This window comes from Rhodoluna sp. KAS3, assembly GCF_026000575.1.
GTDB lineage: Bacteria > Actinomycetota > Actinomycetes > Actinomycetales > Microbacteriaceae > Rhodoluna.
Genome location: NZ_AP026910.1, coordinates 1,151,321 through 1,168,168, shown reverse-complemented (window position 1 = coordinate 1,168,168; position 16,848 = coordinate 1,151,321). Strand labels below are relative to the sequence as shown.

Annotated in this window: 17 protein-coding genes and 1 tRNA gene; 15 read left to right on the top strand and 3 right to left on the bottom strand. The window is 53.0% G+C overall.

Going from position 1 to position 16,848, the window contains the following annotated elements:
• Positions 1 to 5 precede the first annotated feature (5 nt).
• From OO731_RS05860 to OO731_RS05850, 3 genes are read left to right on the top strand one after another with little or no spacing between them, the layout of a single operon-like run.
• Entirely contained in the window at positions 6 to 788 is a 783-nt protein-coding gene (locus tag OO731_RS05860; RefSeq protein WP_264890014.1) for a class I SAM-dependent methyltransferase, read from the top strand.
• Positions 789 to 838: 50 nt separating this feature from the next.
• On the top strand, positions 839 to 1,795 hold the full coding sequence (locus tag OO731_RS05855; RefSeq protein ID WP_264890677.1) for a polyprenyl synthetase family protein: 957 nt from the start codon (positions 839 to 841) through the stop codon (positions 1,793 to 1,795).
• Position 1,796: 1 nt separating this feature from the next.
• Entirely contained in the window at positions 1,797 to 3,053 is a 1,257-nt protein-coding gene (locus OO731_RS05850) for an MFS transporter (protein ID WP_264890013.1), read from the top strand.
• A gap of 73 nt (positions 3,054 to 3,126) precedes the next feature.
• Here the strand turns inward: OO731_RS05850 and OO731_RS05845 are convergent, their stop codons facing one another.
• The gene (locus OO731_RS05845; protein ID WP_264890012.1) at positions 3,127 to 3,615 is read right to left on the bottom strand and encodes a YajQ family cyclic di-GMP-binding protein; all 489 of its coding nucleotides are present in this window, start codon (positions 3,613 to 3,615) and stop codon (positions 3,127 to 3,129) included.
• Between the two features lie 35 nt (positions 3,616 to 3,650).
• Positions 3,651 to 4,682 carry a LacI family DNA-binding transcriptional regulator gene (locus OO731_RS05840; protein ID WP_264890011.1) on the bottom strand — a complete coding sequence of 344 codons (1,032 nt, stop codon included), beginning with the start codon at positions 4,680 to 4,682 and terminating at the stop codon, positions 3,651 to 3,653.
• A 165-nt stretch (positions 4,683 to 4,847) separates the two neighbouring features.
• On the opposite strand from OO731_RS05840, the gene OO731_RS05835 reads away from it, so the two are divergent.
• The 4 genes from OO731_RS05835 (at position 4,848) to OO731_RS05820 (ending at position 8,593) form a co-directional block, all read left to right on the top strand.
• Positions 4,848 to 4,929, top strand: a tRNA-Tyr gene (locus tag OO731_RS05835).
• Positions 4,930 to 5,016: 87 nt separating this feature from the next.
• Complete coding sequence (locus OO731_RS05830) at positions 5,017 to 5,253, top strand: helix-turn-helix transcriptional regulator (RefSeq protein ID WP_264890010.1); 237 nt, start codon at positions 5,017 to 5,019, stop codon at positions 5,251 to 5,253.
• Positions 5,250 to 6,080 carry a hypothetical protein gene (locus OO731_RS05825; RefSeq protein WP_264890009.1) on the top strand — a complete coding sequence of 277 codons (831 nt, stop codon included), beginning with the start codon at positions 5,250 to 5,252 and terminating at the stop codon, positions 6,078 to 6,080. The genes OO731_RS05830 and OO731_RS05825 overlap by 4 nt, the downstream gene beginning before the upstream one ends.
• 290 nt (positions 6,081 to 6,370) lie before the next feature.
• On the top strand, positions 6,371 to 8,593 hold the full coding sequence (locus OO731_RS05820) for an NADP-dependent isocitrate dehydrogenase (RefSeq protein ID WP_264890008.1): 2,223 nt from the start codon (positions 6,371 to 6,373) through the stop codon (positions 8,591 to 8,593).
• Here the strand turns inward: OO731_RS05820 and OO731_RS05815 are convergent.
• Entirely contained in the window at positions 8,590 to 9,552 is a 963-nt protein-coding gene (locus OO731_RS05815; RefSeq protein ID WP_264890007.1) for a sodium-dependent bicarbonate transport family permease, read from the bottom strand. The two genes, OO731_RS05820 and OO731_RS05815, sit on opposite strands and share 4 nt — an antisense overlap.
• An 89-nt stretch (positions 9,553 to 9,641) precedes the next feature.
• On the opposite strand from OO731_RS05815, the gene OO731_RS05810 reads away from it, so the two are divergent.
• The 8 genes from OO731_RS05810 (at position 9,642) to OO731_RS05775 (ending at position 16,838) form a co-directional block, all read left to right on the top strand.
• Positions 9,642 to 10,580, top strand: a complete 939-nt coding sequence (locus tag OO731_RS05810) for a TerC family protein (RefSeq protein ID WP_264890006.1) — start codon at positions 9,642 to 9,644, stop codon at positions 10,578 to 10,580.
• An 11-nt stretch (positions 10,581 to 10,591) separates the two neighbouring features.
• A complete protein-coding gene (locus OO731_RS05805) occupies positions 10,592 to 10,861 on the top strand; it encodes a helix-turn-helix domain-containing protein (RefSeq protein ID WP_264890005.1) in 270 nt (89 codons plus the stop codon).
• 81 nt (positions 10,862 to 10,942) lie between these two features.
• Positions 10,943 to 11,515, top strand: a complete 573-nt coding sequence (locus OO731_RS05800) for a PadR family transcriptional regulator (RefSeq protein WP_264890004.1) — start codon at positions 10,943 to 10,945, stop codon at positions 11,513 to 11,515.
• 3 nt (positions 11,516 to 11,518) lie between these two features.
• The gene (locus OO731_RS05795) at positions 11,519 to 13,147 is read left to right on the top strand and encodes an AarF/UbiB family protein (RefSeq protein ID WP_264890003.1); all 1,629 of its coding nucleotides are present in this window, start codon (positions 11,519 to 11,521) and stop codon (positions 13,145 to 13,147) included.
• A gap of 108 nt (positions 13,148 to 13,255) precedes the next feature.
• Positions 13,256 to 13,657: a hotdog domain-containing protein gene (locus tag OO731_RS05790; protein WP_264890002.1), complete on the top strand. Its 402-nt coding sequence runs from the start codon at positions 13,256 to 13,258 to the stop codon at positions 13,655 to 13,657.
• A gap of 89 nt (positions 13,658 to 13,746) precedes the next feature.
• Positions 13,747 to 14,157 (top strand): arsenate reductase ArsC, encoded by a 411-nt coding sequence (locus OO731_RS05785; RefSeq protein ID WP_264890001.1) that lies wholly within the window; start codon positions 13,747 to 13,749, stop codon positions 14,155 to 14,157.
• 112 nt (positions 14,158 to 14,269) lie between these two features.
• A complete protein-coding gene (locus OO731_RS05780; protein WP_264890000.1) occupies positions 14,270 to 14,695 on the top strand; it encodes a low molecular weight phosphatase family protein in 426 nt (141 codons plus the stop codon).
• Positions 14,696 to 14,747: 52 nt separating this feature from the next.
• Complete coding sequence (locus OO731_RS05775) at positions 14,748 to 16,838, top strand: MMPL family transporter (RefSeq protein ID WP_264889999.1); 2,091 nt, start codon at positions 14,748 to 14,750, stop codon at positions 16,836 to 16,838.
• Positions 16,839 to 16,848 lie beyond the last annotated feature (10 nt).

Sequence of the window (16,848 nt, the reverse complement as noted above, 5' to 3'; positions counted from 1 at the left end):
GACCTGTGAGCAAAGCAGATTTGGCCAAAAAGCCTGCCGAAGTAGCCGCAATGTTTGACGTTGTGGCCCCGACCTATGACCTAACCAACTCACTGTTGTCTTTTGGTCAAGACCGTCGCTGGCGTTCAGTGGTTCGCGAATCAGTCTTTCCGCAGAGTGGCCAGAAAATTCTCGATCTGGCTGCCGGCACCGGCGCATCATCGGTGGCTTTTTTGGACGAAGGCGTAACCGTAGTTGCCGGAGACTTTTCTGAGGGCATGTTGGCTGTTGGTCGCAAGCGTCACCCAGAGATTGAATTTGTGTTTGCAGATGCCACCAACCTGCCTTTCAAAGAAGCCGAGTTTGACGCGGTAACTATTTCTTTTGGATTGCGCAACGTAGTTGACGTTAAGCAGGCTCTGGCTGAGATGTACCGAGTTACCAAGCCGGGCGGCCGAATCGTAATTTGTGAATTCTCTAAGGTGCCAAACCCGATTTTGCGCCCGCTCTACGAGTTTTACCTCAAGCGGGTTTTGCCTGCGTTCTCAGCCATCTCGACCAAGGCGCCAGAAGCATACGGGTACCTATCTGAGTCAATTTTGGCTTGGCCAAACCAGCGCGATTTGGGGCTAATGGTTTCTGCGGCGGGCTATGAAAACGTTGCCTACCGAAACCTAACCTTTGGAATTGTTGCGGTTCACCGCGGTTTCAAGCCAGCGGCAAAAAAGACCAAAACCACCAAAGCCGCCAAGCCGGCAACTCGCAAACCAGCTACCCGCAAACCTGCAGCAAAGAAAGCCGACCAGTGAGCCGTATTTCTCTACCCAAGCAACTTCGTAAAGTAGCTGACCGCGCGCTACTGAAGTCTCTTGAGTCTGGCCTCGAGCTGGTCGAAGATGGCCTGTTGGCAGCAACTGCGCATGCCGACAAAATTGCTGGCGCTTCGGCACGACACCTGGTTGAAGCCGGTGGCAAACGTGTGCGCCCAACCTTGGTTTTGCTTGCGGCTCAACTTGGCGATGCCACCAAACAGGATGTACTTGATGCGGCCGTTGTAGTTGAGCTTACGCACCTAGCAACTTTGTACCACGATGACGTAATGGACGATGCCCCGACTCGTCGCGGTGTTCCAACCGCGCAAATGGTTTGGGGTAATTCGGTTGCTATTTTGACCGGAGACCTCCTGTTTGCTCGGGCCTCTCAGGTGGGTTCGCACCTCGGCCAGGCATCGTTGACCCTCCAGGCCGATACTTTTGAGCGCCTGTGTCTAGGTCAACTTCACGAGACCATCGGTCCAGGTGAAGCTGAAGACGCCACCGCGCATTACATCCAGGTGATGGCCGATAAGACCGGATCTTTGATTTCTGCGTCTGCGCGCCTGGGTATCATGCTCTCTGGTGCGCCAGCGGAATACGAAGAGCCGATGCGTGTTTTCGGAGAGAAAATCGGTGTGGCATTTCAGCTGATTGATGACGTAATTGATATCTCTGAAGCCGGGCCATCGGGCAAAACTCCGGGCACCGATCTTCGTGCCGGCGTGCCGACTTTGCCGGTGCTTTTGCTGCGCAAGGCTGCTGCTGCCGGAGATGCCGTTGCGTCGGAGCTAATTGAATTTATTGACTCAGGTCTTGAAGATGATGCAAAGTTGGCCGAAGCTCTGGTTCGTTTGCGCAACCATGAGGTCGCCGAACTTTCTTATCTCGAGGCAAAGCGTTGGGCTGATGAGGCCATCGATGCCTTGGCACCGCTGCCGAACGGTTCGGTGAAGTCAGCGCTTGAGCAATTTGCTCAGGCAGTAGTAGAACGCAATAACTAACATGGGGCTCACCAACGCACGCGGCAAAGTTGCTCAACAGGCAACCAACGCAACTTTCTTCTTTCAGGGTGTAATTAGCACCACCCAGATTCCGCGCATTCCAGAGCTGATCGACAACCTAAACGTGACCTTCACCGTTTGGGGTTTGATCATTGGTTTGGCAGGCCTCGGTTCACTTATCGGTCTGACCATGGCCAACCGGTTTATTGTTCGTTACGGCGCCCGCCGAATGGTCTTGATCGGCAGCCTTGCTGTATCGACGCTCATGATGACCCTGCCATGGATTACTAACCCGTGGCTGTTCTTTACAGTGCAGGTAGTCAGCGGTTTTTGCGGCAGCGTGATGGGTATTGCCCTCAATGCCCAGTCGGTTGTTTTGCAGAAGCTGCTAAACCGTGTTGTGATTGGCCGGTTCCACGCCTCATGGAGCATCGGTGCCACCGCATCTGCTGCCGTGGCTGGTGTTTTTGCCGGTTTCATGCCGCTTTGGCTCCACCTGACCATCGTTCCGTTGCTTTCGGCGATCGCGTTTTTCTGGACCACCAGCAAGATGCTCACCACTGAAGAAATTGGCCACGCGAATGAAAAGAAGTCCGAAAAGCGGATTCCTTTCTTCAAGTCGCCACCGCAGGTTTGGCTGCTGACCGCAGGCCTTTTCACCGGTGTATTTCCGGAGCTCTGCATGATGGACTGGAGCGCAGTCTTTGCCCAAGAGGCCATGGGTCTAAACGCCGGCCTGGGTGCAATTCCGTACACAATTTTCTCGGGCGCAATGATCGTTGGTCGCCTCTCAATCGGCAGGCTGACCAAGCGCTTCCACATCAGTGAGCTTTCAAAGTGGGGCGGCATTTTTGGCAGCGTCACTCTGGGTCTTGGTGTGCTGCTCGGCCCTCTGCTTGCCCAAGTAGATCAGATTCTGGCGTTGGTCGCGCTCTCAGTTCTTTGGGGCGCAACCGGTCTTGGTCTAGCACCGATGGTGCCTTCGTTCTTCACCGGTGCTGGATTTGTGAAGGGCCTAACCACCGCCCAGGCAATGGCTCGCATGAGCTTGGTCAACTCCATCATCATTATGGGCGCCAAGATTTTCATGGGTGCGCTAGCTCAGAACGTAAACATTGTGGCTGCGTTCATTTTCCCAACAGCACTGATGCTGGCCGCCGGCTTCATCGCTCACGTGGTTGCAAAGCGTGCAAAGCGCGCAGACGCCGTGGCAATGGCGTTCCCGCCTACCGGCCCGATCTCAATCATCGAAAACTAAAAAAGCCCCGGAGATCTGGGGCTTTTTTAGAACGTCTATCTAAAATTCTTCAGTGCTTATGGTTTCAGAACTCCTAACGGAAATTCTGAAACTGCACATCGATGTCGAGGTCTTTGCCCTTGAGGAGGGCCATGGTGGCCTGGAGGTCATCGCGGCTCTTTGACTGAACGCGAAGTTCATCTCCCTGAATCTGTGACTTGACGCTCTTAGGGCCTTCTTCGCGAATAATCTTCGAGATCTTCTTGGCCTGCTCTTGGTCGATGCCATTCTTCAGCTCGCCCTCGATGCGGTATTCCTTGCCCGATGGGTAAGGCTTGCCGTCAACAAAGCTCTTTAGTGAGATTCCACGCTTGACTAGCTTGGACTGAAAAACGTCAAGAACAGCCTTGACGCGCTCCTCGCTAGAAGCCTTCATCAGAATCTTCTCGCCGCTCCAGTCGATTTCTGCACCTACGCCCTTAAAGTCGTAGCGCGATTCAATCTCTTTCTGCGCCTGCATGAGAGCGTTGTTTGCTTCTTGCTTGTCTACTTTGCTTACGATGTCGAATGTTGAGTCAGCCATAACCTCAGTTTACCGAGGGCAGGGCCATCGCGCGCCTAAGCCTCGGTTGCAGGGCGTGCGGTGCTCGAGCGCACCATCAGCGAGACTGGCCATTCGACAGCCTCGGAGCGATTCTCGCGGGCATCATCATCAGCTTGGTTCAGAAGTTCAAGTAGCCAAACCGTGGCCTCTTTAGCCTGTTCACGAACACGCTGGTTTACGGTGCTCAGCCCAAAGAACTCCGATAGGTCGTGGTTGTCGATGCCCACAATGGAAATATCCTGCGGGACCCGAAGACCAAGGTCCTTTACTGCCATAATCGCACCGATTGCCATCTCGTCTGAGTTGCAGAAGATGGCTGTTGGCGCGTTGTGGGGGTCTCCAAGTAATTGTTTGGTTCTAAAGAATGCGCCCGGAATGGTGTAGTCACATTCCATTTTCCAAGCTGGAATCTGAGTTATGCCCGCGTCTTCCAAAGCCGATAGGTGGCCAAGGGTTCGGGTGTTTGGCTGGTTGAACTCAAGGTCAGATCCGCTGTAGCCACCAAGGTTGGCAATTTTGCGGTGACCCAAAGAAATCAGGTGTTCGGTGGCCAGCTTGCCCGCGTTGAAGTCATCCATGGCCAGGCTTCTAGCGCCTTCAATCGGGCCACCGATGCCCAAAACTGGGCGTTGCAGGCGGTTCAAGATTTCAAGCTCATCAGCGGTCGGATTCACTGCCACCAAGATCAAGGCGTCCACGCGCTTGCGGCCCAAGAAGTCCTTGAAGATCTTCTCGCGCTGAATCTTTCCGCCGCTCAGGTTGTATAGGGTCAGGTCGTAGCCGTGCTCAATCAGGGTTGATCCCATCGACTCGAGCATGGTCGAGAAGAACCAGCGGTCAACGTAGGGCATGATTACACCGATGTTGCGGTTGCGCCCGGTTGCGAGCGTGTAGGCCGAGTGAGAGGCTACGTAGCCCAGCTCTGCCGCGGCTGCCTCCACCTTTTGACGAGTCTTTTCAGAAACATGCGCCTTGCCGGTTAGTGCGCGCGAGACGGTAGCAGTTGAAACTCCTGCAAGTTTTGCAACGTCTTCGATGCCAGCCATGTCAACCTTCTGTAAAAAATGGAAAAAATGTAAATTGTTAGGTAAAGATTGTCAGATGCTGGGGCCCCTTGCAAACTGAATCATCGATTTCCCACGTGCCGAGAATTGGGCTAAACTAAGCAGGCACGTTCGTCTGGCTGATTACAGGCAGCCGAAGGTGCATCTGGCTAGTTACCCAAGCGGCCAAAGGGATCTGACTGTAAATCAGCCGGCTCAGCCTTCGGGGGTTCGAATCCCTCACTAGCCACTAAACCCCACTCCTCCACGAGTGGGGTTTTTTTATTTATTGGTTCCCTTTGTTGCATTATTACTACATAGCATTTATGCTACATACATGGGTAGAAAATCAAAGGCCGAAGAAGAGCGGGTGGCCAACCGCCTTGAAGAGGCTCGAGCCCTTTCAGGCCTGAGTCGGCAAGAGCTCGCCGACCAGGTCGAAGTTCACTATCAAACCATCGGTTACATCGAACGCGGTGAGTATTCGCCTTCCCTCGTGTTGGCTTTGCGCATCGCGGCGATTTTGAAAGTCAGAGTCGAAGAGATTTTCTGGCTGGATGAGGAATCCAAATGAACGAGCTAATCACAATCTCAATCGTCCTTGGCTTCATGGCGGTTGGTTACCTCTTGATTTATCCGCGAGCTAAGTCTGTAACTGGTCTTCGCTGGATGGACGCCACCTTGGGTCTACTGACTATCGGTGCAGTTGGTGCTATCTACTTCAACTCAGGCATCGAGTTCAACCTGCTTTTCTTCAAAACTAACTGGTTCATATTCACGCTCATTCTGATCGTGATTTTGGAAACTCCGCTTTGGTACTTCTACATGAAATCGCATCCGGAGCAAGGAACAATCGCACAACTCTATGGAATGGCTTCTGATCCAAAATCAAAGAAGGTAGCAAAAAATATCGATGCCGTTATGCATGACACCAAGTGGGATGTAATTCGCACCGCGCGGGCTCAAAAAATTCTTGTTGTCCTCGGTGTCGCCAGCATCTTCGGCGCTCCAGCCCTGTTCTGGTTCGAAGACTTTATAAAGCCCGGAATCGGAATACTAGGTGTAATTCCAATCTTTCTGATTTGGTGGCTGCTTCGAATCTCGGTCCGTCTAGTGGCCGACGCCCCGGATGAATATTTGGATGAACTCCAGTTGAAACATCGAGACCGCACATACCTCCACTCATTTCGAATTTTGGCAGCATTAGTTTCTGCGCTGGCGGTCGGGTTGATGATCTTTGTTATCTCTATGGATTACGTGAGCATCGACTCAGTCGATTACTACGAGTTCTCGCTCACATTTGGACAAGTGAATGCAGTGATATGGGCCATCCTCGGATCCGTGATTTTGGTTCCAAACCTAGTGATGGCATGGAGTCAGTCAAAGGGGGTCAGAGTCTGATGCCGCTCGAGATTTCGATAATGCTTATTGCAGGCACCGCCGTAATTCTCTTCTCCTGGCTATCAGGGCGAAAAAAGTAGCCGGCTCAGCCTTCGGGGGTTCGAATCCCTCACTAGCCACAGACGAAAAACGCCCCCAACGGGGCGTTTTTTGCGTTTGTGGTTATAAAAAAGACCCAACAAGCGAAAGCCTGTTGGGTCTTTTTTACTTTTGGGGACCCTGTGGCGCAGCAAGGCAACGGGTAGTCTAGAGAAGTTAGCTGCTATCTCTGAGAACTGGAGCATTCCATCGTGAACGAATCGACTATTTACTACACATATACCGATGAGGCTCCTGCCCTAGCAACCGCCTCGCTTCTGCCGATTGTTCAGGCCTACGCTGCTGCGGCAAACGTTAACATTGAAACTCGAGACATTTCACTTGCTGGTCGTATCCTGGCCAATTTTGCCGACCACCTTCCAGAAGGTCAGCGCGTCGCTGACGCTCTGGCTGAGCTCGGCGCACTTGCAAAGACTCCTGAAGCAAACATCATTAAGCTTCCAAACATCTCGGCGTCGATTCCTCAGCTCAAGGCTGCGATTGCAGAGTTGCAGGCCCTTGGGTTCAACATTCCAGACTATGTAGACGAACCAACCACCGATGCAGAGCGCGATGCCCGCAGCCGCTATGACAAGGTCAAGGGAAGTGCGGTCAACCCGGTGCTTCGCGAAGGTAACAGCGACCGCCGCGCTCCACTCTCGGTCAAGGCTTATGCTCGCAAGCACCCGCATGTGAACAAGCCTTTTGCCGCTGGTTCAAAAACTCGCGTCGCAACTATGGGCCACGATGACTTTTTCTCAAATGAAAAGTCAGTTGTGCTCGCAAAGGCTGACACTCTAGACATTCGCCACATCGCTGCCGACGGAACCGTAACTGACCTGAAGAAGGGGCTAAAAGTTCTTGAGGGCGAGATCATCGATGCAACCTTTATGAATGCTGCTGCACTCGACGAATTTCTTGCCGAGACCCTCGAGCAGGCTAAGGCAGACAACGTACTTTATTCACTCCACCTAAAAGCAACCATGATGAAGGTCAGCGACCCAATCCTGTTTGGTCACGCGGTTAAGGCGTTCTTCGCCGAGGTTTTTGAGAAGCACGGAGCTGCCCTCGCGGCGGCCGGCCTGAGCGCAAACGATGGCCTTGGTTCAATCCTGGCCGGGCTGGTAAACGTTGCCGGTGGCGACCAGATTGCAGCCGATTTTGAAGCCGCATTGGCCAAGGGCCCTCGACTCAGCTACGTAAACAGCGACAAGGGCATCACCAACCTGCACGTGCCATCAGACGTGATCGTTGATGCGTCTATGCCGGCGCTGATTCGCAACGGAGGAAAGCTTTGGGGCATTGACGGCTCTGAAGACGAGACTCTTGCCGTGATTCCAGACTCTTCTTACGCGGGCGTCTACCAGGCAACTATCGAAGACGTCATCGAAAATGGCCCGCTTGACCCGGCAACTATTGGCTCAGTGCCAAACGTTGGATTGATGGCGCAAGCCGCAGAAGAATACGGAAGCCACGACAAGACATTCGAGATTCAATCAGCAGGTCGAGTCGAGGTAGTTAACGCTGCCGGTGAAGTTCTGATTTCGCACGATGTTGCCGGTGGCGACATCTGGCGTGCCACCCAGACCAAGGACGAACCGGTTCGTGACTGGGTGAAGCTTGCTGTTACTCGCGCCCGCGCATCTAAGGTTCCGGCAATCTTTTGGCTAGATGAAGCTCGTGCTCACGATGCCAACCTAATTGTGAAGGTGAACCAGTACCTTGCAGACCACGACACCAAAGGTTTGACCATCAAGATCATGGCTCCGGCCGAGGCAACCAAGTACTCGCTGGCTCGAATTCGTGAGGGATTGGACACCATCTCAGTCACTGGCAACGTTCTGCGTGACTACAACACCGATTTGTTCCCAATCCTTGAGGTTGGTACCAGCGCCAAGATGTTGTCAATTGTTCCGCTTCTAAATGGTGGAGGACTTTTCGAAACCGGCGCGGGCGGCTCGGCACCAAAGCACGTTCAGCAGTTCCTTGAAGAGAACTACCTGCGTTGGGATTCACTTGGCGAGTTCTTTGCGCTGGCTGCATCTCTCGAGCACTTGGCCACCACAACGGGCAACAGTAAGGCTCAGGTACTGGCTGACACTCTCGACCGCGCAACCGGAACCTTCCTAGAAGAAGACCGTTCGCCAGGTCGCAAGATTGGAACTATCGACAACCGCGGAAGCCACTTCTACTTGGCCCTCTACTGGGCTCAGGAGCTAGCTAAGCAGACCGTCGACCAGCAGCTAGCTGAGGCGTTTGGTGCACTAGCCACAACCCTTACTGACTCAGAAGACCAGATTGTTGCGGAGCTGCTTGCGGTTCAGGGTGAGCCGGTTGACATCGTTGGTTACTACCTTCAGAACATTGATCAGGTAACAGCCGCAATGCGTCCGTCAGCCACTTTCAACGGCGCGCTAGATTCACTGGCTGGCTAACTGATAACTGCCGCCAGCCATGCCAAGAACGGTATTCCTAGCAATAGGTTTACCGGAAAGGTAATTCCTAGGGCCGCGGTAATAAAGTAGCCAGGATTTGCCGATGGCAGCGATAGTTTTACTGCCGCTGGTGCGGCGATGTATGAGGCGCTGCCGCAAAGCAGTCCAAAAGCAATCGATCCACCCTGGCTCATGCCGATTGCCTGTGCTGCAAAAACACCGATCGATCCGGCCACAAACGGAAACAGCACGGCAAAGGCAACCAGCCCGATGTCGATTGTCTTTGCCTCCCGAATGCTTTGGCCTGCTTGAATTCCGAGCTGCAGCAGAAAAATCGTCAGCATTCCAGAAAACAGGCTGCCGAAAAACGGCTCAACCTTTTCGAAGCCGGTAGCACCGGTAATAGCACCCAGAGCGATTCCGCCAACCAGCAGCACGATCGACTTGCCGGTGAACACCTCGTGCATTAGGGGTTTCAGGGAATGTGACTCACTCCATTTTTTGGCCAGAAGAATTCCGACAACCAAGCCCGGCACTTCCATGACCGCAAGCAACGAGGGCAAGAATCCTTCAAAGGTCAAACCGGCTTGTTCGATAAAAACTAGGCCGGCTGTAAAAGTAACCAGCGAGGTCGATCCGTAGTGCGCAGCCAAGGCGCCCCGATTCATCTGGCTTAGGCGGGTTATCCGCCGCAGAACCACGAACGCCACTAGCGGGAGTGCGATGCCGAGCGAAACCGAAAGGAGCAGGGGCAAAACGATCTCGTCGAGTGGAGCTGTCCTTAGCGCCACCCCGCCTTTGAGGCCAATGGCTAGCAACAGATAAATCGAAATGAAGTCAAAAATTTGCTTTGGAATCGAAAGTTGGCTGCGCATGGCAACTACCAAAAGCCCAAGCACAAAGGCCAGAACAGGCGGGGAAGAGAGGTTGGCTAGGGCAAGTTCGAGCGTTTGCGGCATGTATTTCTTTCCTTGAGAAAATTTGACAAGAAATAGAATACAAGAAAAACTATTCAGTAATTACTTTTCAACTTAAGAACGGGGCGGCCATGAATGTCGAACTATGGATGTGGCTTTCGGTTGTTGGGCTCATCATTGCAATGCTGTTGGTAGACCTATTTGCACACCGCCACGCTCACGAAATTAAGGTCAAAGAGGCGGGGCTCTGGTCACTGTTCTGGGTCGTTATCGGAGTGCTCTTTGGTGTGGCAATCTGGGTCGGCTTCGGAGCCGAGTATGGCCAGCAATACTTTGCGGGACTTCTGATTGAAAAGTCGCTGGCCGTCGACAACGTATTTATCTGGGCAATTATTTTTGCCAGTTTTGCGATCCCCAAAAAATACCAGCACCGCGTTCTGTTCCTCGGAGTCCTTGGCGCACTTGTCTTCCGCGGGCTGTTTATTGCAGCCGGTGCCGCGATACTCGAGAGTTTTGCCTGGGTGCTTTATCTGTTTGCTGCCTTCTTGGTATTCACCGGAATCCAGATGCTCAGAAAACGCGCAGAACATGAAGATCCTTCCAAGTCAGCTTTTTACCGTTGGTTCTCAAGGGTTGTGCCTTCGACCACCGAGTATCATGGTCAAAAGTTGGCTATCCGGGTAAATGGCAAGCTCGTAGCCACCCCGCTACTTATGGTCTTGGTCTTGGTCGAGTTCACCGACATAGTCTTTGCCGTCGACTCAATTCCGGCAATTTTTGCCGTTACTTCCGAACCGTTCCTAGTTTTCTCGGCAAATGCGTTCGCGATTCTTGGGCTCCGAGCCATGTACTTTCTGCTGGCAGACTCCATGCACAGGTTCATTTACCTCAAAGTCGGATTGGCTTTTGTTCTCATATGGGTGGGTATCAAGATGGCTCTACATGACTTCGTCAAGATTCCAACCCCGATTTCATTGGGCGTAATTGTTCTTATCTTGTTCATTGCAATTGCGGCAAGTTTCCGGGCAACCCGTTCGAAGCAAATTGAAGTTGAGAAGGAATCTCGATAGACAATAGAACTATGGCTAATTGGACCTTTCTCACCCACCATGGGCACGTTCTCGTGGCGCTTGTGCAAACACCGGACCTAACCATTGATCAAATCGCGGCCAAGGTAGGCATAACCTCGCGAGCCACCGCCGGAATATTGAACGACTTAGTGGCTGCTGGCTACGTTGTGAAAGAAAAGGTGGGTAGAAATAACACCTACCTGGTGAACGGCCAGATTCCGATGAGGCACCCTTTGAATGAGAAGGCCAACGTTGCCGACTTACTTGCACTCTTTCAATAAATTATTGGGATGAATTGCTGCCGCCTTTTGCTTGAGGATAGTGCGCAAGAATTTGCGTGCTTTTGATGGATAGGCGGAAAAGTGCAAAACCCTCAGCTACCCTCTGAACTTCGCGACATTTTTGATTCGGTCAAGCAGATGATTTCGAACAACAGCACCGGATTTGGCACAAAAGACACACCCGTCAAAGTGGCCCCTGAGGCCCTGCAAAACTCCATCCTTGCGGCCCTTGCTTCGGGTGACAAAAACTTAGCCCAGATTGTTCGGGCAATTGGTGTTGCCAGCGGCAAAACTTTAAAGCCTTCTGATGGCACCGTCTCGCTGGAGCTTGATTCGCTCCTGGAGCGTTCTTTGGTTGAGTCAGAGCTATTTGAAGATCGCAAGGTCTTTAGGCTTACCGAGTCGGGTTCGGCTCACCTGGCCAGCCTCGATCAAGCTACCGACTCGTCGGAAAATGAGGCATCTGAGACCGAGACAACCCAGCGCCACTCAGGTGCGTCTGACTGCAGCAACAACATCCTGACTGCTTCAGCCAAGTTTGCGAATGCAGTATCGGGTATTGCTCAAAGTGGTGATCGCAATCAAAAAATGCGTGCCACCGAACTGGTTGATGAAGTTACCCGAAAGCTATACAAAATTCTGGCCGAAGACTAGTCAATGGAGCCTCACCTTTCGGATGCCCAAGCGCGGGCAGCGACATCTCACTCGCTCAAGCGCAGGTATCGACGAATTCTTAGATTTGCCGCCTTGGCGCTGGTTCAGACCTGGTGGTTTGAATTGTTCCTGCCAAAGTTTGGTCTGAAAAAGTATGTGGCGGCCAGTCGCACTCGCCGGCTTCAGCGTCTGGCAAGAAGATTCAGAGAATTGGCCGCAGATTTGGGTGGCTTGGTCATCAAGGCTGGGCAGTTTCTCTCGGCCCGCATCGATGTTTTACCGGTTGAGATCACTCGTGAGCTGGAGGGGTTGCAAGACGAGGTTGCGCCCGAACCGTTTGAATCGGTGGTTAGGCAAATTGAAAGCCAATTGGGTTTGCCGCTGGCCAGCGCATTCCAAGAATTTTCAACTGAGCCAATCGCCGCCGCCTCGCTCGGGCAGGCATATCGTGCCACCCTGTCGGCCGGACTTGCTGCCGACCTGGGCTTTGAGAACGTTATCGTCAAGGTACTTAGGCCCGGCATTGAAGAGGTCGTTGAGGTTGACCTAAAAGCCATTAGAAAAGTCGGTACCTGGCTCTCAAAAATCCGCTTGGTTTACCGGCGGGCAGACGCACCTGCGCTGGTCGAGGAATTTGCATTTACTTGCCTGCAAGAAATCGACTATCGAGTTGAGGCCCAGCACCTCGAACACTTTGCCCAAGATTTTTCAAATGACCCCTGGGTCTCGACACCGACTGTCATTTGGGAGCGCTCAGCCCGAAAGGTGCTGGTGCTGAGTGATGTCTCAGCAATCAAGATTTCTGATGTTGATGCGCTTGAGGCGGTTGGAATCGATCCAAACCAGGTAGCCGCCGAATTGGCCAGAGTCACATTTCAGCAAATGTTTGTGACTGGCTTTTTTCACGCAGACCCGCATCCAGGCAACATTTTTGTGACCCCCGCCGGGCCGGATTCTCCGGTTCCGTTTACGCTGACCTTTATTGACTTCGGCATGATGGGTGAGGTGAGCGAGGCCCTCAAGCAGGATCTCCAAACCCTTCTGTTTGCGGTTGTGGCACGCGACGCTAGGGCATATGTACAGGCCATCCAAAAGCTAGGCATTCTTTTGCCGAGTGCCGATACCGTTCAGCTTGAGCGAGCAGTCTCAGCACTGTTCGAGCGCTTTGCCGGCCTAGGGGTGGCTGACCTAACCAAAACTGACCCTCGCGAAATCCGTGCCTTTGCCTTCAAGTTCAACGAAATCCTGCGGACACTGCCATTCCAAATGCCAGAGAACTTTCTGCTGCTGTTCCGCAGCATCTCGCTGATTTCGGGAGTAACCAGCGCACTCAACCGTGACTTCAACATGTGGGATGCGGTAGACCCGTTTGCCCGGGCGCTAATCAACGGTGCTGGTCGCCGCACTGCGGGTGCCGCAGGTCGGCAAATCCTGGCAACCGTAACCGCAATGGTCGGGCTACCTCAGCGTTTGGAATCGCTAATCTCGCGGATTGAGAATGGCGACCTAGTGACCAGGAATCCGGAACTCGAACAAAAACTCAAGTCTGTCTCGGCCAGCAATAGCCGGCTTACGGTAGTGGTCGCAATTGCTGCCATTGTTATCGCCTCTCTATCCATGGGCGTCATCTAGCGCAATATTCGCCACCCTTTCGCCCAGCCGGTGGCGTGAAACGGCAATCTGTGTTGAAATGTTTGTTAAGACAAACACCTAGTCGATGGAGACTAGAGAGCGGCGCAGATGTCACAGATTGAATTCACCACCCGTAAATGGGTTAGGCCCGAAGACCTGAATGCCAACGGCACCCTATTTGGTGGCAGTTTGCTGAAGTGGATTGATGAAGAAGCCACGATTTACGCAATCTTGCAATTAGGCAACCGCCGAGTTGTTACCAAAATCATCTCTGAGATTAATTTCTTGGCCTCGGCCATCGAAGGTGACCTAATCGAAATGGGTCTGATCGCCACAAAGTTTGGCAACACATCAATCACCATGCGTGCCGAGGTTCGCAACATGATTACCCAAAAAAACATCTTGACCGTGGACCACATTGTGTTTGTTGGGCTTGATGCCAGCGGCCGACCTATGCCACACGGATTCAGCGTTGTCACCAACGATCGCGATCGGATTCCGACCCACTAAATTTGCGGGTGAACAACTGGCAAACTCGGTTTTATTACTGACCCAAGAGTGTAAAACTTGAACTGCGATAAAAGAGAAAAGAGTTCGAGTTGTCAGATAAAAAAGCATCCGTCCTATTTGTTTGTGTTCACAACGCTGGCCGTTCACAGATGGCCGCAGGTTACCTACAGGCACTTGCCGGTGACCGAGTCGAGGTTCGTTCAGCCGGAACAGCTCCGAAGAATGAAGTAAACCCATCGGCCGTTGCAGCAATGCTTGAAGAAGGCATCGACATCAGCACCAACACCCCAAAGGTATTGAGCGATGAAGCTGTGAAGGCTTCAGATTATGTAATCACCATGGGCTGTGGCGACACCTGCCCGTTCTTCCCTGGTAAGACTTACCTTGACTGGGTGCTCGATGACCCAGCCGGTCAGGGCGTTGAAGCGGTTCGTCCGATTCGCGACAAGATTCGTGCGCACATCGAAGAGCTAATTGCTGAGATTGACCAGAAGTTTTAGTCACCCAAGTAGTTTTTGAAGAGCCCACCAGCGATGGTGGGTTTTTCAGTTTTAGAGGCAAGGACTAGTCTGAAAACGTGGCTGGAAGTTCTGCCCAATGAGAAGAGACAAAGTGTCAAATTTGAAACCATCGGTAATGTTTGTTTGCGTTCACAACGCGGGCAAGTCCCAAACTGCAGCAGCCCTGATGCGGCACATCGGTGGTGAAGACGTAGACGTTTATTCTGCCGGCACCGCGCCCGGTGAGCAGCTGGCTGCCGATGCAGTTGCCATGCTCTCCGAAATCGGCATTTCGACCGGAGATGAACACCCAAAAACTATTGACCCACAACTATTCGAGTCGGTTGACCGAGTAATTGTTCTGGGAACCGAAGCGAAGGTTGCACCTACCCCAACCATGAAGGGGAATGTTGAGGTATGGCCAATTGTTGAGCCTGCAGAACAGGGAATCAAGGGAGATGAACGTGCGCGACTCATTCGAGACGACATCATCGATCGAATTCTTGAGCTCGCAGAACAGCTTGGTCTAGCCGAGTAGCACTGCAAACCGGCACCAAGCAGAATTACAAAAACTTAAAGGGGAACCAATCATGAACGGTTTAATCAGTTTCATCACCGGCCGCAAAACAGCTTGGGTAACCCTGCTGCTAGGCCTAATTTTTGCAGCGTTGGCCTTTGGCCCACTCAGGGCTGCCACTACTGAAACCAACCCGGGCGTTGGTTTGCCGGCAACTGCAGAATCAGTAATCGTTGATGAAAAGCTGGCTGACCTGCCCGGTTCAGACTCCACCGCAGCTGTCATTGTCTATGCCTCTGATTCAGAATTTTCAGAAGAAGCAATTACCTGGTTGCAGGGCACTTTTGACCCGATGGCCGGCATGCCAACCGGTGGCGTAAACGAAAAGTTCTTGGAGTTCACTAACGCTGAGTTGAATGGTGCTGCGTTTGTGCCACCGGCTCAGATTTCCGAAGACGGCAAGGTGGCCGTGGTAACAGTTCCGCTAGAAAAGTCAGACGAGACCGAGGTAATCACTGACCGAGTCGCCGAATTGCGTGAGATTGCCGATGACGGTGCTCCCGCGGGAATCGATGTTTATGTAACTGGGCCTGAGGGTTTCCAGGCGGACATCGCCGGAGTATTTGCCGGTGCTGACTTTACGCTGTTGCTTTCAACCGTTGTGGTTGTTGCGGTCTTGCTTCTAATCACCTACCGCAGCCCAGTGCTTTGGTTGATTCCGCTTTTGGTAGTGGGCACCGCAGATGGCATGGCGGGTCAGTTGGCTCGTCAGGTGGCCAACCTGTTTGGCATCACCCCTGATGCATCGGTTACCGGAATTCTCTCCGTGCTCGTGTTTGGTGCGGGCACAAACTACGCACTATTGCTGATCGCTCGCTACCGAGAAGAACTGCTCGGCATCCAAGACCGTCACGAAGCCATGGCCAAGGCCCTGCGCGGCGCTGGCCCAGCGATCATTGCATCGGGTGGAACAGTAACCCTCGCACTTCTTACCCTCACCTTTGCCGACCTTGCTGGTAACCGAGCACTCGGAATCGTGTGTGCCACCGGTGTGGTCATTGCCATGATCTCTGCACTGGCAGTCTTGCCAGCGGCACTGGTTGTCTTTGGCCGCGGTTTGTTCTGGCCATTCGTTCCAAAGTTTGGTGGCGTGAACAAGAGCGACTCAGGTCTTTGGGCCAAGTTGGGTCGTGGGGTTAGCAAGAAGCCGGTGGCAGTTTCTGTAATCGGTGTTTTGATTCTTGGAGCCCTTGCCGCCGGTGCTGGCGGAATTCAGGTTGGTCTTTCTAGCTCAGACCGTTTCTTGAAGACTCCTGAGGCTGTGGTGGGTTCTGAGGTTTTGGCCGAGGCGTTCCCGGCAGGTTCAACCTCGCCAACCATCGTGGTCAGCAACCTCGACAAAGCTGACAGTGTTGTTGCAGCGGCTCTGACCGTTGATGGCGTTGCTTCGGCAGAGGTCACAGCTTCAAACGACTCAATTGCGCGCATCGACGTAATTCTTGACGGAGCAGCACAATCTGAGGAAGCCAACGCATCAATCGTTGCGCTTCGCGAAGCTGTGGGCACCGTTGATGGTGCCGACGCTGCCGTCGGTGGCCAAGATGCCCAGGCCCTTGAGGTCAAAGAGGCATACGCCCACGACCAGCTAATTGTGATTCCGCTGATCTTGCTGCTGGTCTTCTTGGTGCTGGTTCTTTTGCTCCGCGCAATCGTGGCGCCGGTGCTCCTGCTGGTCACCGTAGTTGCATCATTCTTTGCATCGATGGGCGCCGGCTGGTTCCTGTTCGTCAACGTTTTTGGATTCCCTGCCCTAGACCTGAGCGTGTTCCTTTACAGCTTCTTGTTCTTGGTTGCCCTTGGTGTTGACTACAACATCTTCTTGGTAACCCGAGCAAAGGAAGAGGCCGAACACCTTGGAACCAAGCAGGGCATGATTAAGGCGCTTAGCTCAACCGGTGGCGTCATCACCAGTGCGGGTATCCTGCTCGCAGCGGTATTCGCAGTTTTGGGTGTTCTGCCGCTTGTGGCGCTGGCCCAAATCGGTGTGATTGTTTGTATCGGTGTGCTTTTGGACACCCTGTTGGTACGTACCGTGATTGTGCCGGCACTGGCGTTTATGGCCAAGAAGACCTTCTTCTGGCCATCAAAGAAGTACCAAGACTAACGGTCGATAA

What these genes read in the sequence shown, in the direction of transcription:
- OO731_RS05850 (WP_264890013.1), top strand. Translation starts at nt 1,797, where the DNA reads ATGGGGCTCACCAACGCACGCGGCAAAGTTGCTCAACAGGCAACCAAC.
- OO731_RS05845 (WP_264890012.1), bottom strand. Translation starts at nt 3,615, where the DNA reads ATGGCTGACTCAACATTCGACATCGTAAGCAAAGTAGACAAGCAAGAA.
- OO731_RS05840 (WP_264890011.1), bottom strand. Translation starts at nt 4,682, where the DNA reads ATGGCTGGCATCGAAGACGTTGCAAAACTTGCAGGAGTTTCAACTGCT.
- OO731_RS05830 (WP_264890010.1), top strand. Translation starts at nt 5,017, where the DNA reads ATGGGTAGAAAATCAAAGGCCGAAGAAGAGCGGGTGGCCAACCGCCTT.
- OO731_RS05825 (WP_264890009.1), top strand. Translation starts at nt 5,250, where the DNA reads ATGAACGAGCTAATCACAATCTCAATCGTCCTTGGCTTCATGGCGGTT.
- OO731_RS05815 (WP_264890007.1), bottom strand. Translation starts at nt 9,552, where the DNA reads ATGCCGCAAACGCTCGAACTTGCCCTAGCCAACCTCTCTTCCCCGCCT.
- OO731_RS05810 (WP_264890006.1), top strand. Translation starts at nt 9,642, where the DNA reads ATGAATGTCGAACTATGGATGTGGCTTTCGGTTGTTGGGCTCATCATT.
- OO731_RS05805 (WP_264890005.1), top strand. Translation starts at nt 10,592, where the DNA reads ATGGCTAATTGGACCTTTCTCACCCACCATGGGCACGTTCTCGTGGCG.
- OO731_RS05795 (WP_264890003.1), top strand. Translation starts at nt 11,519, where the DNA reads ATGGAGCCTCACCTTTCGGATGCCCAAGCGCGGGCAGCGACATCTCAC.
- OO731_RS05790 (WP_264890002.1), top strand. Translation starts at nt 13,256, where the DNA reads ATGTCACAGATTGAATTCACCACCCGTAAATGGGTTAGGCCCGAAGAC.
- OO731_RS05775 (WP_264889999.1), top strand. Translation starts at nt 14,748, where the DNA reads ATGAACGGTTTAATCAGTTTCATCACCGGCCGCAAAACAGCTTGGGTA.